This window comes from Kribbella sp. NPDC049174, from assembly GCF_043197365.1.
Taxonomy (GTDB): Bacteria; Actinomycetota; Actinomycetes; order Propionibacteriales; family Kribbellaceae; genus Kribbella.
Genome location: NZ_JBICSZ010000007.1, coordinates 255,936 through 269,112 on the forward strand (window position 1 = coordinate 255,936; position 13,177 = coordinate 269,112).

At 68.6% G+C, this 13,177-nt stretch carries 16 protein-coding genes and 1 pseudogene; 6 read left to right on the top strand and 11 right to left on the bottom strand.

From position 1 onward, the window contains the following. Window positions 1-8 precede the first annotated feature (8 nt). Window positions 9-374, bottom strand: a complete 366-nt coding sequence (locus ACGFIF_RS30965) for a hypothetical protein (protein WP_393159371.1) — start codon at window positions 372-374, stop codon at window positions 9-11. A 57-nt stretch (window positions 375-431) separates the two neighbouring features. Between ACGFIF_RS30965 and ACGFIF_RS30970 the strand changes: the two genes are divergently transcribed. Further along, window positions 432-866, top strand: a complete 435-nt coding sequence (locus ACGFIF_RS30970) for a VOC family protein (RefSeq protein WP_393159373.1) — start codon at window positions 432-434, stop codon at window positions 864-866. Here ACGFIF_RS30970 and ACGFIF_RS30975 read toward each other — a convergent pair. The 6 genes and pseudogenes from ACGFIF_RS30975 to ACGFIF_RS31000 all read right to left on the bottom strand — a co-directional run bounded on the left by ACGFIF_RS30975 (window position 814) and on the right by ACGFIF_RS31000 (window position 4,914). After that, window positions 814-1,248 (bottom strand): DUF1707 domain-containing protein, encoded by a 435-nt coding sequence (locus ACGFIF_RS30975; RefSeq protein WP_393159375.1) that lies wholly within the window; start codon window positions 1,246-1,248, stop codon window positions 814-816. The two genes, ACGFIF_RS30970 and ACGFIF_RS30975, sit on opposite strands and share 53 nt — an antisense overlap. After that, a complete protein-coding gene (locus ACGFIF_RS30980; protein WP_393159377.1) occupies window positions 1,245-1,913 on the bottom strand; it encodes a PadR family transcriptional regulator in 669 nt (222 codons plus the stop codon). Before ACGFIF_RS30980 ends, ACGFIF_RS30975 begins: the two co-directional genes overlap by 4 nt. A gap of 70 nt (window positions 1,914-1,983) precedes the next feature. Then, entirely contained in the window at window positions 1,984-2,166 is a 183-nt protein-coding gene (locus tag ACGFIF_RS30985) for a hypothetical protein (protein ID WP_393159725.1), read from the bottom strand. A gap of 79 nt (window positions 2,167-2,245) precedes the next feature. After that, window positions 2,246-2,845: pseudogene (locus tag ACGFIF_RS30990) on the bottom strand (helix-turn-helix transcriptional regulator); the annotation flags it as partial. Between the two features lie 44 nt (window positions 2,846-2,889). Next, complete coding sequence (locus tag ACGFIF_RS30995) at window positions 2,890-3,855, bottom strand: aldo/keto reductase (protein ID WP_393159379.1); 966 nt, start codon at window positions 3,853-3,855, stop codon at window positions 2,890-2,892. 42 nt (window positions 3,856-3,897) lie between these two features. Further along, a complete protein-coding gene (locus tag ACGFIF_RS31000) occupies window positions 3,898-4,914 on the bottom strand; it encodes a methyltransferase (protein ID WP_393159381.1) in 1,017 nt (338 codons plus the stop codon). 102 nt (window positions 4,915-5,016) lie between these two features. Here ACGFIF_RS31000 and ACGFIF_RS31005 point away from each other — a divergent pair, with 102 nt between their 5' ends. Next, window positions 5,017-5,970: a helix-turn-helix domain-containing protein gene (locus tag ACGFIF_RS31005; RefSeq protein ID WP_393159383.1), complete on the top strand. Its 954-nt coding sequence runs from the start codon at window positions 5,017-5,019 to the stop codon at window positions 5,968-5,970. Here ACGFIF_RS31005 and ACGFIF_RS31010 read toward each other — a convergent pair. Both ACGFIF_RS31010 and ACGFIF_RS31015 read right to left on the bottom strand, forming a co-directional pair. Then, window positions 5,954-6,628 carry a DUF2993 domain-containing protein gene (locus ACGFIF_RS31010; protein WP_393159385.1) on the bottom strand — a complete coding sequence of 225 codons (675 nt, stop codon included), beginning with the start codon at window positions 6,626-6,628 and terminating at the stop codon, window positions 5,954-5,956. The two genes, ACGFIF_RS31005 and ACGFIF_RS31010, sit on opposite strands and share 17 nt — an antisense overlap. Before the next feature lie 173 nt (window positions 6,629-6,801). Then, complete coding sequence (locus ACGFIF_RS31015) at window positions 6,802-7,830, bottom strand: NAD-dependent epimerase/dehydratase family protein (RefSeq protein ID WP_393159387.1); 1,029 nt, start codon at window positions 7,828-7,830, stop codon at window positions 6,802-6,804. A gap of 138 nt (window positions 7,831-7,968) precedes the next feature. On the opposite strand from ACGFIF_RS31015, the gene ACGFIF_RS31020 reads away from it, so the two are divergent. Continuing rightward, the gene (locus tag ACGFIF_RS31020) at window positions 7,969-8,655 is read left to right on the top strand and encodes a TetR/AcrR family transcriptional regulator (protein ID WP_393159388.1); all 687 of its coding nucleotides are present in this window, start codon (window positions 7,969-7,971) and stop codon (window positions 8,653-8,655) included. A gap of 14 nt (window positions 8,656-8,669) precedes the next feature. On the opposite strand, the gene ACGFIF_RS31025 is transcribed toward ACGFIF_RS31020, so the two are convergent. Together ACGFIF_RS31025 and ACGFIF_RS31030 are read right to left on the bottom strand one after the other, a co-directional pair. Then, window positions 8,670-8,915 carry a hypothetical protein gene (locus ACGFIF_RS31025; RefSeq protein WP_393159389.1) on the bottom strand — a complete coding sequence of 82 codons (246 nt, stop codon included), beginning with the start codon at window positions 8,913-8,915 and terminating at the stop codon, window positions 8,670-8,672. Continuing rightward, window positions 8,912-9,184 (bottom strand): hypothetical protein, encoded by a 273-nt coding sequence (locus ACGFIF_RS31030; protein WP_393159391.1) that lies wholly within the window; start codon window positions 9,182-9,184, stop codon window positions 8,912-8,914. The genes ACGFIF_RS31025 and ACGFIF_RS31030 overlap by 4 nt, the downstream gene beginning before the upstream one ends. Window positions 9,185-9,894: 710 nt before the next feature. Here ACGFIF_RS31030 and ACGFIF_RS31035 point away from each other — a divergent pair. From ACGFIF_RS31035 to ACGFIF_RS31045, 3 genes are all read left to right on the top strand, one after another. After that, window positions 9,895-10,614: a GAF and ANTAR domain-containing protein gene (locus ACGFIF_RS31035; RefSeq protein ID WP_393159392.1), complete on the top strand. Its 720-nt coding sequence runs from the start codon at window positions 9,895-9,897 to the stop codon at window positions 10,612-10,614. A 52-nt stretch (window positions 10,615-10,666) separates the two neighbouring features. Continuing rightward, window positions 10,667-11,389, top strand: a complete 723-nt coding sequence (locus tag ACGFIF_RS31040) for a GAF and ANTAR domain-containing protein (RefSeq protein ID WP_393159393.1) — start codon at window positions 10,667-10,669, stop codon at window positions 11,387-11,389. A gap of 178 nt (window positions 11,390-11,567) precedes the next feature. Beyond that, window positions 11,568-13,148: an alpha/beta hydrolase gene (locus ACGFIF_RS31045; RefSeq protein ID WP_393159395.1), complete on the top strand. Its 1,581-nt coding sequence runs from the start codon at window positions 11,568-11,570 to the stop codon at window positions 13,146-13,148. The last annotated feature ends 29 nt before the right edge of the window (window positions 13,149-13,177 follow it).

Consider the following 13,177-nt stretch of genomic DNA (forward strand, 5'->3'; position numbering starts at 1 on the left):
TGACATGGCTACTCGGTCCAATCCAGCTGAGGCTCCGGGATCCCGAGCTGCCGCCCGAAGGCCTGTGCCTCCGCACGGGCCACGACGTCGCCGCGCGGATAACGGAACACGCGTCCCGGGAACACGACGAAGATCTCCTTGGCGTCGTGGAAGTCCGCGTACCACCCCGGCGAGTCCAGCGTTGCCGCCAACTCCCTCGACAGCGTCTCCGCGTGCCAGTCCTCCACCTCGAACTCCAGCACCGACCACACCGGAGGCTGATCGGTCGTCGCACTACTCACGTCGTACCGGCTGATCTTCCGCACCACGACCGGGATCTGCGTCAACTCGGTGCCGACCCGGAGGCTCTCCAGGATCAACGTGCCCTCGTACACCTCGATCTCCTCTCCACACAGCCGAGGCTAAGTCACACCACCGACTAGTTTGGCGTCGTGCAGCGGATCGGGTACGTCATCTTGTACGTCGAGGATCTCGACGTGTCGGTCGCGTTCTATCGGGACGTGATCGGGTTGCCGTACAAGTTCACCGACGCGGGGTATGCGGAGTTCGGGACGGACGGGACGCGGTTCGCGTTGTACGAGCGGCGGCGGGCGGAGTGGCTGACCGGGCGGGCGGTGACGCCGGGGCCGGCGGCGGAGATCGTGCTGGTCGTCGACGACGTGGACGCGTGCGCCGATCGCCTCGTGGCCCGGGGCGTGACCGTGCTCAGTGGGCCGGCCGACCGTCCGTGGGGACACCGGACGGTGCACATCGCCGATCCCGACGGGTTCGTCGTCGAGTTCGCTCAGGAGATCCCGCGGCGCAGAGGGCGTGTCAGCGGCGGTGGTGGTGCTGGTGCTGCCAGCGGTTGCGATGAGCCCCGCTGAACAAGACGATCCAGAACAGACCCCACAGCAGCCACGGCGCCGTCAGCGCGATCGACGTGACCACCAGGCCGATCATCAGGATCGGCGCCAGCATCATGAACGGTGGCGGCGGGCCTTGCCGTTGCCGCTGCCTGACCGGCTTGGCGGCCGGCGACCACGGTCCCTGGACGAGTTGCAGCTCGGCCGGATCCGGCAGGTCGTCGAACAGCAGCGTGAGGTCGTCGGCGTACCGGGCCCGCGTCGCGTGCTCGCTGCGCTCCTCGAACTCGTCCTGTGTCAGCCGGCCGGCGACGAAGTGGTCGCTGAGCATGGCCACGGCCTGATCGCGTTCGGCGTCGCCGATCCGGACCGGGCCGTGGCGCTCCGGGAGGTACGAGCTCATGACCGGTCCTGCTCGTCGTCGGCGAGGATGCCGTACAGCTTGCGGCGCAGCTCGGCGACCGCGTCCTTGGCCCGCGCCTGCTGCTCCGGCGTACCGGTCGCGATGATCTGCCACATCGCCGTCGCGACCTGGCCGAGCAGGGGCTTCAGGCCGTTCTCGTCGTCCGCGGCCGGTGCGCTCATCGCCTCCCACGGCGCCGACACCTCGTCGGCGTGCTCGGCGACGTACGCGCGTCCCTCGTCGGTCAGCGTGAAGGTCCGGCGGCCGACCTCGGCGTCGGCGGTGACCAGGCCCTCGTCCTCGAGCTGCTGCAGGGTCGGGTAGATCGAGCCCGGGCTCGGCTTCCACACGCCACCGCTGCGCTCGGCGATCTCCTGGATGATCTGGTAGCCGTTCATCGACTGCTCGGCCAGCACGGCGAGGATGGCGGCGCGGACGTCACCGCGCCGGGCCTTCGGTCCGCGCCAGCGCGGCGGCGGCCCCCACGGCGGCCCGAACATCTGCCCGCCGAACATCCCCCACTGCGTCCCGAACGGGTGCTGCCCGTGGTGGGTGCGCCGGCCGGTCATCGCGGCGCGCAACTCGTCCTTGATGTCGTCGAAAGCTGAACAGTGCCGTGCGATGTGCTGCCAGGGCCACCCCGCGGCGTACGTCGATCCGGTCATCCCGACCACCGTCCCTCAGGTGAGAATGCGATACGTCGACGATATATCGCGATCCATCGCAACCCAAGGGTCAGCCGGGAACGGTCTCCAGGCTGGCGAGGAGGCGGAGACCGTCGTACGACGGAGTGCCCGGCGCGGCGTTGTAGGCCGTCAGCGTGAGACCGGGATCGGCCGGCAGCGGCATCGCCTCGAAGTTCAGCTCGAGGACGCCGACCTCCGGGTGCCGGAAGCGCTTGACGCCGGAGTGGTGCAGCCGTACGTCGTGGGCCGCCCAGCGGGGTCCGGAACTCCTCGCTCCGGGTCGAGAGCTCGCCCACCAGGTCGGTCAGCTTGCGGTTGTAGGGATCCCGGCCGGCCTCGGTCCGGAGCAACGCGACGGTGGTGTTCGCGGAGTGCTCCCAGTTGGGATGGAAGGTCCGGGCGGCCGGATCGAGGAAGACGAACCGGGCGAGGTTGACCGGGCGGTCGTCCCCGGCCCCGTCGAAGGCCGGTGCGAACAGGGCACGGGCCAGCCGGTTGACGGCCAGGAGATCGAGCCGCCCGTTGCGGACGAAGGCCGGTGCCTCGGTCATCGACTCGAGGATGGCGACGACACTCGGCCGGACTTCGTCGGTGGTACGACGACGTCGCGTCGTCCGCGGGGTGGCGCCGGCCGTGCGGGCCAGGTCGTACAGGTGCTGGCGTTCAGCCTCGTCCAACTGGAGTGCGCCGGCCAGGGCGTCGAGGACGCTCTCGGAGACGCCGCCGAGGTTGCCGCGCTCGAGGCGGGCGTAGTACTCGACACTGACGCCGGCCAGCAGCGCGACCTCCTCGCGGCGGAGGCCCGGGACCCTGCGGTGACCGCTGTGCAGCCCGCCGAGTCCGGCCTGCTGCGGGCTGATCTTCGCCCGCCGGCTGGCCAGGAACTCGCGGATCTCGCTGCGGTTGTCCATGCGTTCGAGGCTAACGCGGCGCTCCACAGGGGTGGGATTCCCTGTCAGTACCAGTTACGCGGCTGGGCAACGTACGGATCCTCCAGCCGCTTGATCTCGTCCTCGGTGAGTTCGAGGTCGAGTGCCGCGGCGGCGTCGGTGAGGTGGTGCGGTTTGGTGGCACCGACGATCGGAGCTGACACGACCGGCCTGGTCAGCAGCCAGGCCAGCGCGACCTGCGCCATCGGTACGCCGCGATCGGCGGCGACTGCCTCGACGGCATCGACCAGGGCCTGGTCGGTGTCCCGCTCGAGGGCTTTGGCCACGTGATCGGTGTCCGCCCGCAGTGTCTGCCGGTCCCACGGCTGCGCCAGCCGGCCTTTGGCGAGTGGCGAGTAGGGAATGGAACCGACGCCTTGGTCGGCACAGAGCGGCAGCAACTCGTTCTCGTCGTCGCGCCGGATCAAGTTGTACTGGTTCTGCATCGACACGAAGCGCGTCCACCCGCCGAGGTCGGCCGCGTGCTGCAGCTTCGCGAACTGCCACGCCCACATCGACGAGGCCCCGAGATACCGGACCTTGCCGGCCCGGACCGCGTCGTGCAGTGCCTCCATCGTCTCCTCGACCGGCGTGTCCGGATCGAACCGGTGGATCTGGTACAGGTCGACGTACTCGGTCCCGAGCCTGGTCAGGGACGCGTCGAGCTGTTCGAGAATCGCCTTGCGGGACAGGCCGGAGCCGCCCGGTCCGTCGTGCACCTCGCCCCACACCTTCGTCGCCAGGACGATGTCCTCGCGGCGGCTGTACCGAGTGATCGCCCGGCCGACGAACTCCTCCGAAGTGCCCCCGCCGTACGTGTTCGCCGTGTCCCAGAAGGTGATCCCGAGCTCGACCGCTTGCTGGAAGTACGGCTGCGAACGCTCCTCGTCCAGCGTCCACTGATGGAACGCGTCGCGATCGCCGAAACTCATACAACCCAACGCGATCCGGCTGACGGTCAGTCCGGTGCTGCCCAACTTCAGATACTCCATGTCCCGACGCTAGAGCGGACCGAGAGGATCAGGCAGGCACTGTCAGTACACGTCTTGCGAGGGTGCGGCCTCGATGACGTGATAGCCATACGGCGGTAGCGCCTTGCTGACAGCGGTCATCGTGAGACCGGCCTTCTCGAGCAGGCCGCGGAACTCTTCCTCGGTGCGCTCCCGGCCGCCCGTGACGACGAGCATGTGCATGTCGATCAACAGCGTCGGCATGTCCTCGGGACTGACGACTTCGGGCAGCATCCGCTCCAGGATCAGGATCCGGGCTGTTGGTGACATCGCGGCCCGGCAGTTGGACAGGATCCGGACCGCCGCCTCGTCGTCCCAGTCGTGCAGGATCTGTTTGAGCAGGTAGGCGTCCGCGTCGTGCGGTATCGCTTCGAAGAAGTCGCCCGGGTAGAGGCGACAGCGATCGATGACGCCGCGTGCCTCCAGGCTCGCGGCGGCTTCATCCAGGCCTGAGGGCAGGTCGAACACGATGCCGTGGAGTCCGGGCTCCGCGTGCAGCATCTCCGCGATCAGCGTGCCGTCGCCTCCGCCGACATCCAGGACGGTTGTGAAGCGCGCTGGGCGGACTGCCTCGATCAGACCGGGTGCGGCATCACGGGAGTGCTGCGACATCGCCTTGTTGAACGTGGCCGATGCCTCCTGGTGGCGGGAGTAGAAGTCGATCCAGGACATCCCGTAGGCCTGACTCCAGCCGGCCTCACCGGTTCGGACCGCCGCGACCAGCTCGCCCCAGCTCACCCAGGCCTCCTTGCCCCAGAGCATCGTGGCCAGCGCGTGGATCGAGTCGTCGGTGTCGCTGCGGAGGGTTGCGCCGCGCTCGGTGAGCTCGAACTCGTCGGGGGCGGTCTGCTGCACGAGCCCGAGTCCGGCCAGGGTCCTGAGCAAGCGGTAGAGCGACGGCTGGTCAGTGCTCGTGTGCTGGGCCAGGTCGGCACTCGACTGTGGTCCGCCCGCCAGCAGGTCGGCCAGGTTGAGCTCGGCGGCCGCGGTGACGACCTTGGTCACGGTCGCGCCGAAGAGCAGTTCATCTGTCATCGCCATCCGTCAACGCTGTCATCGCACTCGCTGGGCCGACATGACCAGGAGTGCACAGCTGATGAGGATCCGTGTACTCATTCGTGAGTGTTTGGCTACGGTGGGCAGGTGAGCGCGGTGTTCAGGGCTGACGACCAGCCGGTGAACGCACGAGCCGACTACTGGCATCAGGTGGTCGGCGATACGCTCGCGCGCCTCGATCTGGCTTTGCCGTCGACGCCCTTGGACGCCCGCGATCGCCTGCGGGTCGGCGATCTCGGTCCGGTGCGCGTGGTCGAGTTGTCGACCGGTGAGACGAGTCGGGCGTCACGGCGGCCGGCGCACATCAGGAGCTCGGACCCGGAGCTGTACAAGATCGACGTACAGGTTCGCGGACACGGTCTGATCGCGCACGGCGGGCGTGAGGCTCGGTGCGCGCCGGGCGATTTCACTCTGGTCGACCTGTCTCGGCCTTGTGGTTGGGCGAACAGCCCGGCTGCTGGTCTCGTGGCGGTGGCGTTTCCGCGTGCGTTGCTGCCTCTCCCGGCGGACAAGTTGGCGTCGGTGGCGGGAGTTCGGGTTCGTGGTGACGACGGTCTGGGTGCGCTGGTGTCGTCGCTCGCTCTGCAGCTCCCGGGGCACCTGGACTCGGGTGAAGGGGCGCGCCTCGGTACGGCGATGCTGGATCTGCTGACGGTGGCGTTGGCGGGGCGGCTGGGCGTTTCCCGTGCCGTCCCGACGGAGTCGCGGCGGCGGGCGCTGCTGGTGCAGATCCGTGCCTTCATCGAGGAACACCTCGGCGATCCGGAGCTGTCACCGCGCAGCATCGCTTCCGCCATGTACATCTCCGTGCGGTATCTGCACAAGCTGTTCGAGACCGAGCAGACGACTGTCGTGGACCTGATCCGCCGCCGCCGACTCGAACACTGCCACCGCGACCTGCTTGATCCGGGCCTGGCCGCCGTACCAGTCAGCGCGATCGCCGCCCGCTGGGGTTTCACCACCCCGGCCCACTTCAGCCGCCTCTTCCGCGCGACGTACGGCGTACCACCGATCGAACTGCGCCTCAGCCGGCGAATGTGAGGTCGTCGACGGTTGCCACCAGTACGACGGAATTGCCTTCGACGGCGACCTGTTTGAGCGAGGCACCGAACGGCATCTTCGGGAGAGTGATGCCTCTGGCAAGCATCGAGCTCACCGCGTTGCGGACGACCGACGGAACCTTGTCGGAGAGCTCGTCGACCGCCAGGACGATGCGGCCCTTCTCTACCTTCGGGCTGAGCGTCGCGTCGGCGTCGATACCGCGCACCGACAGTTGCGCGTGCAGCCTGCCGTCGACAATGCGCAGGGTCAGGTCGTCCACACCGGTCGCCCGTGCGGCGAGTTTTGCCAACTCAGCCGGCGACAACCGCACCTTCAGGTCCGTCGAGTCGATGGTGACCTCCGCACCGGAACCGCCCGTCACCAACGCGCGCGGCACATGGACCCCGGTCATCGTCACCACCAGGTCCTCGGCCGGCACCGACGAGAACGTCGGCTGCTGCATGGTCAGCGTGACCGTGGAGAACTCTTCCTTCACCACCTGTGGCAGGAAGCCGAACCCACCGATGGCCACCTTGGTCTCCGCGGCCTGTACGTCGTACTGCGCCGCCTCATCCGCGGCCATCGTCGCCAGCCGATCCTCAGCCACCCACGCAGCTGCCCGATCGGCGCCGACACCCAGCAGCCCCAGAATCACCACGGTGACAACCAGACGCCGCAACCACCGACGCGGTCTCCTCGAACTCATCCCAGCCCTTCCATCGGCAGACCAGCAGGCCCGGACCCCGTCGACCCGCACAGCCTAGGGCACACCACCAAGCGACCGGCCCCGGGACGGACGACGCTGACCCGGGCGCTCACCGGTGAGGTCGGTCAGACAGTCGCCTGAGCGCGGATCCCGTCGATGGTCTCGCGGAGAGCCTCGTCGGTCGGCGTCGGCTCGATGCCGAAGGCAACAGTTGCGGCCTTGGAGTCGAGGACGAACGGACGTTGCCACTGGTACTGCGTCTCGACCATCGCCCGTGCGGCCGGATTGAACAGCCCGGCCAGCCGCAGCGCTGTCCCAGGCATCTTCGCGACCCGAGCCGCCGGCGCTCCGGCCATCTCGGCAGCACGACCGGCGAGCTCGCGGACGGACACTGGCGGGGGAGTTGGCACGTGCCACGGGCGACCCCACGCGTTCTCATCCGCCGCCACCGCGACCAGCGTGCGGGCAACGTCCCCGGCGTACGTCCAACTGTGCGGGGCGTCCAGATCGGCCGGCGCCGTACCACGACCGCCGGCGATCACCTTCGGCAGCACCATGACGCTGAACGGCGACACCGTGTGCGCTCCGAGGTAATCGGATCCGCGCACCTCGGCCGTCCGGATCCGCCCAGCCTCATGCGCCGCCAGGGCGTCCGTCCACAGCATCGCCCGGACCTGGCCCTTGACCGAGTTGGGGCGCAACGGCGTCTCCTCGGTCATCGGTCCATCCACCGCGCCGTAGCCGTACAGATTGCCGGTCGTCACCAGCACGGCGCCGCTGGTTTCAGTCGCCCGAATCAGCGCCGCCCCCAACGGCGGCCAGTCGGTAGCCCACCGGTGATACGCCGGCCCCGCACACGAATACAGCGCAACCGCGCCGTCGGCATGCCTCGCCAACACCTCGGCGTCACTAGCGTCCGCCGCAACACACTCGATCCCACTCGCGTCGATCCCACTCGCGTCGATCCCGCCCGCGTCGATCCCGCCCGCGTCAGTCCCGCTCGCGTCGGTCCCCGTGGTGGTGCTCCGGCCGGGGAGTTGCTGGGGACCGCTGCCGCCGCGGGTGATGAGGCGGACCTGCTCGCCGCGGGCGGCCAGGAGGCGGGCGGTGGCCGAGCCGACCGGACCTGCTCCGACGATGACGTGCAGGGACATGGCGAGTAACCCCTTCGTAGACTTCGGATGAGAACACTGTTCTCGAATAGGTTCACTGTACGCAGGCCGTAGATCGGCAGTCAAGAACACTGTTCTCGCCACGTTCCAGTGTTCTCGGATCTGTGTCAGACTGGCGCCATGTCCGCACCGTCACTCCGCGCCCGGGTCCGCTCGGAAATGGCCCAGGAGATCAAGGACGTCGCCCGCCGGCACCTCGCCACGGACGGCGCCAACCTCTCCCTGCGCGCAGTGGCCCGCGACCTGGACATCGTCGCCTCGGCCCTCTACCGCTACTTCCCGAGCCGCGACGCCTTGCTCACTGCCCTGATCATCGACGCGTACAACGCACTCGCCACCGCCGCGTCCGAGGCCGATGCCGCCGTACCCCGCGATGACCTCCGCGGCCGCTGGCTGGCCGTCTGCCGCGCTGTACGCACCTGGGCTCTCGCTCACCCGGCCGAGTACGGCCTCATCTACGGCGCCCCCGTCCCCGACTACGCCGCCCCGCAGGACACCGTCGAGCCGGCAGCCAAGGTCATCCTCCTGCTGGTCGGTATCGTCACCGACGGCCTCGGCCGGCTGAAGCCGATCACCGCGTCACCGCTCACGATGCCGCTGCGCGCCGACCTCCGCCGCCTCATCGACGAACGCCACGGCGAGCTGCTCGAGGAACGCCTCGACCGGGTGCTGGTCGCGTGGACCCACCTCTACGGCGTCCTCAACTTCGAAGTCTTCGGCCGCCTCGACACCATGATCGATGCCCGCGCCGAGTACTTCGACCACCACATGACCCTGATGGCCGACCTCACCGGCCTACCCCGCTGACCTCGCCGCGAGGTTCAGTCCGCGACCCAGACGTCGGGGGAGGCGATGCGGTCGGCGGGCAGGTAGTCGGTGATCTCGCCGTGCCCGTCGTCGTACTGGACGAGGCCGACCCAGCCGGTGGGCCCGTTCTGCCGGGCGATCAGCCAGCCTCGTCGCCAGCCGGTGTCGGTCCGCAGGATCACGTGGCCGGGGAGCGGGAGGTTGCGGAGGATCTGCTCGCCGTGGGCGCGCTGGAACCGGCCTTGCGCGGTGCCCGTCATGACGTCAACCGACGGCGCAAACGCAGCTCGTCGCGGATCGCGCGCGGCACAGGCAGCCGGTAGGACTCCAAGGCGTCGGCGTAGGCGCTCAGTGAGGCGGTCAGGCGGCGGGAGTTGCTGCGGATGGTGTCGTCCGGACGCTTCGTGCTGCGGGTCAGTTGTTCGGCGGCGCGAGCGTGGACGACCTCGGCGAGTAGGTGGGAGAGATCGTGGTCTGCCGTCGAGCGACGGCGGATGCTCGGCAGATCGGCAATTGGCTGGATGGTCATCAGGCATCGCCTCAAACAGGCCGCCGGTTCCCGACAGACCGCCTGGTGTGCCATTGTTCCGGAGTCTCACCAGCTTACCTCGGTAAAGACCGGATCGAAGGCCGAGAAGGCGTGATGCCCTCCCGCAGCGACACACCGCGACCGACCGCTCACGCTGTCGTCGGAGCGGTTCACGGAGTGAGTGCAACGGCTGTTGGGCCGTCTCGTGCGGATGCAGATCGTTATGTCGGTAGTGGGTGATTCGACATATATTGACGGTGTAGGGCGCCGTTGTAACGGCGTCGGCACGCTGCCCCAGACCCCGGTGGCTCGACCACCGGATGGGTGGGTTTGAGTGGGGCCGGGTCTATGTTTCGTCTCTGCAGGAGCGCCGAACGGTGGTCAGCCGACCACTTGGCGGCCCTGATGCCCGCCGAGTCTGAGCAGGAGATGTACTCCGCTCCCACCGAGGCTGCGGGCGCTGTTCAGCGCCGCAGCCGCCTGTCCCCGCTCCGCGGTGCTGCTCGGACCCAGAGATCAGGGATCCGATGCCGCGGCCGCGGGCGGCGCCGACCGTCCCCGCCCGCTCCGGTACCCTCCCGCCGCGATCCGGCGAGGCGGCGTGCGAACGGAGTACCGAGGGGTCAAGGTAGGGTCACGGCGCTTGCGGTCCAGTTGTATCGACAGCCCATCGCAGCGCGCGAACAGACGCCGAGGACGGTGTAGAGGCAGTGGGATCGTTGCGGGTCCATCAGATCCTCGTTGCCGTCCTCACGGCTCATGCCGACGCCGTCGGAAGCGCTCTGGACAGATTGTGCGCGGCCTGCGTCGACGAGTTGCCGGTCAGCGGAGCCGGGCTGGCACTGATGACGTCAGCCGGACATGGTGGCACCTTGGCCGCCAGTGGCGGACCGGCCGAAGCGATGGAGAACCTGCAGAACGGGCTCGGGGAAGGGCCGTGCCTTGATGCCTTCCGCGACGGGCGGCCGGTGCTGCAGTCCGACCTCGCCTCCACCGGTACGGCGCTGTGGCCGGGGTTCGTGTCTGGTGCGCTGGAGGCCGGTGTCACGGCGGCGTTCGCCTTCCCGCTGCAGGTCGGCGCGATCCGGTTGGGTGTGCTCGACCTCTATCGGGATGCGACCGGCCCGCTGACCGGTGCCGAGCTCACGCTGGCGCTGGATTTCGCCGCCGCGGCGACCACACTGGTCCTCGATCTGCAGAACAAGACCGCTCCAGGCGAACTGCATCCGCACCTGGCCGACGCAGCGGCGGGTCATCGTGAAATCCACCAGGCGACTGGCATGATCACCGTCCAGGCCACCGTCGGCATGACCGAGGCCCTGCTGTTGCTGAGGGCCAGGGCCTATGCCGACGAGCGTCCCTTGCTCGATCTTGCCAAGGATGTGGTGGCCCGGAGGCTGACATTCCGGCCGGAAGACGATCCATCATGAAGAGAGCACCCGAGACGACAGGGCTGTTCATGGTCAGGAAGGGCAGCAAGCTATGAGCAGGGAGCAACGCCTGGCGAGTGTGTTCGTGGAACTCGCGGACACCCTGATCGATGAGTTCGACGTCATCGACTTCCTCTACGTGTTGTGTGAGCGCAGCGTGGAGTTGCTACCGGCCGACGCGGCCGGCCTGATTCTTGCCGATCAGCGCGGCGGGCTCGAGGTGATGGCTTCGACGACCGAGGAAGCTCGGGTACTCGAGTTGTTCGTGCTGCAGAACTCCGAGGGACCCTGCCTCGACTGTTACGTGACCGGGCAGCCGCAGGTGAACATTGAAATTCGTGAGGTCGAAGGGCGCTGGCCCCACTTCCGGGCAGCGACCATCGATGCCGGGTACGAGGCGACGCACGCGCTACCGCTGCGGCTCCGCGGTCAGGTCATCGGCGCCCTCAACCTCTTCTGCGCGCGCCCGGTCAGCCTGAGCCCGGATGAGGTGGCGCTCGGTCAGGCGCTGTGTGATGTGGCGACGATCGGCCTGCTGCAGGAACGAACCGTTCGGCGCGGGGAGATTCTGGCCGAACAGCTCCAGAACGCCTTGAACAGCAGGATCCTGATCGAACAAGCCAAGGGTGTCCTGGCCGAGCGGGCCGGTGTCGGCGTGGAGGAAGCGTTCGCCATGATGCGCGGCTGGGCGCGTCAGCATGGCAGGCACCTTCAATCCGCCGCGCAGGCAGTCATCGACGGCACCGACGACCTCGTCCGAACCCAACCCGGATAGCCGCCCCCCGGCGCCGACTCAAGCCTCAGCTCTGGCGCCTCGTCTCGAGGCGGCCTACGGTCTTTGGGTTGGCGTTGCCTCTCTTGGGGAGGGCTGAGGCATGGCAGTCAGGGGTTTGTCCTTCGGGTGGGTTCGGATCCTCGTGGTGGCCGGACTGCTCGTTCCTACGGTCGGTGTCGTGAGCGCTACGAGCGCCGCGGCCGGACCCTCGTCCCAACAGGGGGCGTCCGCAAGGCCCGCGGCGGTGAACCTGCAGTGGAAGCCGTGTGGCCCGGAGCATCCCGGCTACGACTGCGCGACCGTGACCGTGCCCCTGGACTACGACCGGCCATCGGGCGGGACCACACAGCTCGCGCTCGCGCGCTTCCCGGCGACGGACACGCGTCACCGCATCGGTTCGGTCTTCGTCAACCCTGGTGGGCCGGGCGGATCCGGTGTCGGCATGGTGCTCGGCGGTTTCGGCGAGTTCCTCGGCACCCAGCTCGACGGGCGCTTCGACGTCGTGGGGTTCGATCCTCGCGGGGTCGCATCCTCGGACCCGTTGCACTGCTTCGCCTCCGCGGACGAGTTCAACGAGTACTTCGCCGGCCAACCCCTCTTCCCCTACCGCAACGACCAGTTCCGTTCGTACTTCGACACGTACGCCGGCCTGGGACGCGAGTGCCTCGACGATCGCCAGAAGGTCGCCGCGCATATGAACACCGCCGACGTGGCCCGCGACCTGGATCTGCTGCGCCGGGCTGTCGGCGACCGCCGGCTGACCTATCTCGGCTTCTCATACGGCAGTTACCTCGGCAACACCTACGCCAATCTGTTCCCGAACAACGTGCGTGCGTTGGTGATCGACGGTGTCCTCGACCCGCGCCTGTGGGCCAGTGGCTGGCAGATCAAGTCGGACCGGGTCGCCACCCAGGCGGAGTTCAACGAGTTCCTCCGCCTCTGCGACGCCGCGCGTACCGAGTGTGCCTTCTGGACGCCGGCGGGCTCGGCCAAGCGGTGGGAGCAGTTGGCCAGAAGCATTCAGCGTGACCCGCTCGAGCTGCCGGACGGGACGCAGTACACCTATGACTTCCTGATCGGCGACGCCACCGGGGCGATGTACTCGCCCGAGGTCTGGGGCGGTCCCGAAGGGGCGGCGGCGTTCTTCGATCTCCTGGCGGACGCGGCCCTGGCCGGCCAGCCGACCGCCGCAGCGGCCCGGGTGCGTACGGCGCTGATGGACCAGCTCACGCCGGACCGCGAAGAGGCCGACTACCCGAATGGGCTCGACGCGTACTACGGCAACCAGTGCGCCGACACGCAGTACCCACACTCGTTCGCATCGTGGCTCGCGATCGATAAGTACGCGCGGGCCGGGTCGCGGTTCGGCCCGCTGTGGTGGTGGGGCAACACCGGCTGCGCACGCTGGCCGGTCAACGCCGACCGCTACGTCGGTCCGTGGACGGCTCGAACGTCGTCGCCGGTGCTGGTGGTGGGGAACTTCTTCGACGGCGTCACCGACTACGCCGGCGCTGTGGCCAGCGATCGCCTACTGCGCAACAGCCGCCTGCTCAGCTACGCCGGCTGGGGGCACACCGCCTATGGACGCAGCCAGTGCGTGACTGACTACGTCGACGCCTATCTGCTCACGCAGTCGCTACCACCCAACGGAAAGGTCTGCCCCGCCAACCCGAACCCGTTCCTGACGGCGACAGCCCGTAACCTCCAACGAACAGCCCCGCTGGTCGGACTCCCCCCACCGTTCCTCACCCGCCGCTGACCCACCCGGCCTAGCGCACGGCCGCCGTA

What these genes read in the sequence shown, in the direction of transcription:
- ACGFIF_RS30995 (WP_393159379.1), bottom strand. Translation starts at nt 3,855, where the DNA reads ATGGAGTATCTGAAGTTGGGCAGCACCGGACTGACCGTCAGCCGGATC.
- ACGFIF_RS31030 (WP_393159391.1), bottom strand. Translation starts at nt 9,184, where the DNA reads ATGACCATCCAGCCAATTGCCGATCTGCCGAGCATCCGCCGTCGCTCG.
- ACGFIF_RS31025 (WP_393159389.1), bottom strand. Translation starts at nt 8,915, where the DNA reads ATGACGGGCACCGCGCAAGGCCGGTTCCAGCGCGCCCACGGCGAGCAG.
- ACGFIF_RS30980 (WP_393159377.1), bottom strand. Translation starts at nt 1,913, where the DNA reads ATGACCGGATCGACGTACGCCGCGGGGTGGCCCTGGCAGCACATCGCA.
- ACGFIF_RS31000 (WP_393159381.1), bottom strand. Translation starts at nt 4,914, where the DNA reads ATGGCGATGACAGATGAACTGCTCTTCGGCGCGACCGTGACCAAGGTC.
- ACGFIF_RS31040 (WP_393159393.1), top strand. Translation starts at nt 10,667, where the DNA reads ATGAGCAGGGAGCAACGCCTGGCGAGTGTGTTCGTGGAACTCGCGGAC.
- ACGFIF_RS31020 (WP_393159388.1), top strand. Translation starts at nt 7,969, where the DNA reads ATGTCCGCACCGTCACTCCGCGCCCGGGTCCGCTCGGAAATGGCCCAG.
- ACGFIF_RS30975 (WP_393159375.1), bottom strand. Translation starts at nt 1,248, where the DNA reads ATGAGCTCGTACCTCCCGGAGCGCCACGGCCCGGTCCGGATCGGCGAC.
- ACGFIF_RS31015 (WP_393159387.1), bottom strand. Translation starts at nt 7,830, where the DNA reads ATGTCCCTGCACGTCATCGTCGGAGCAGGTCCGGTCGGCTCGGCCACC.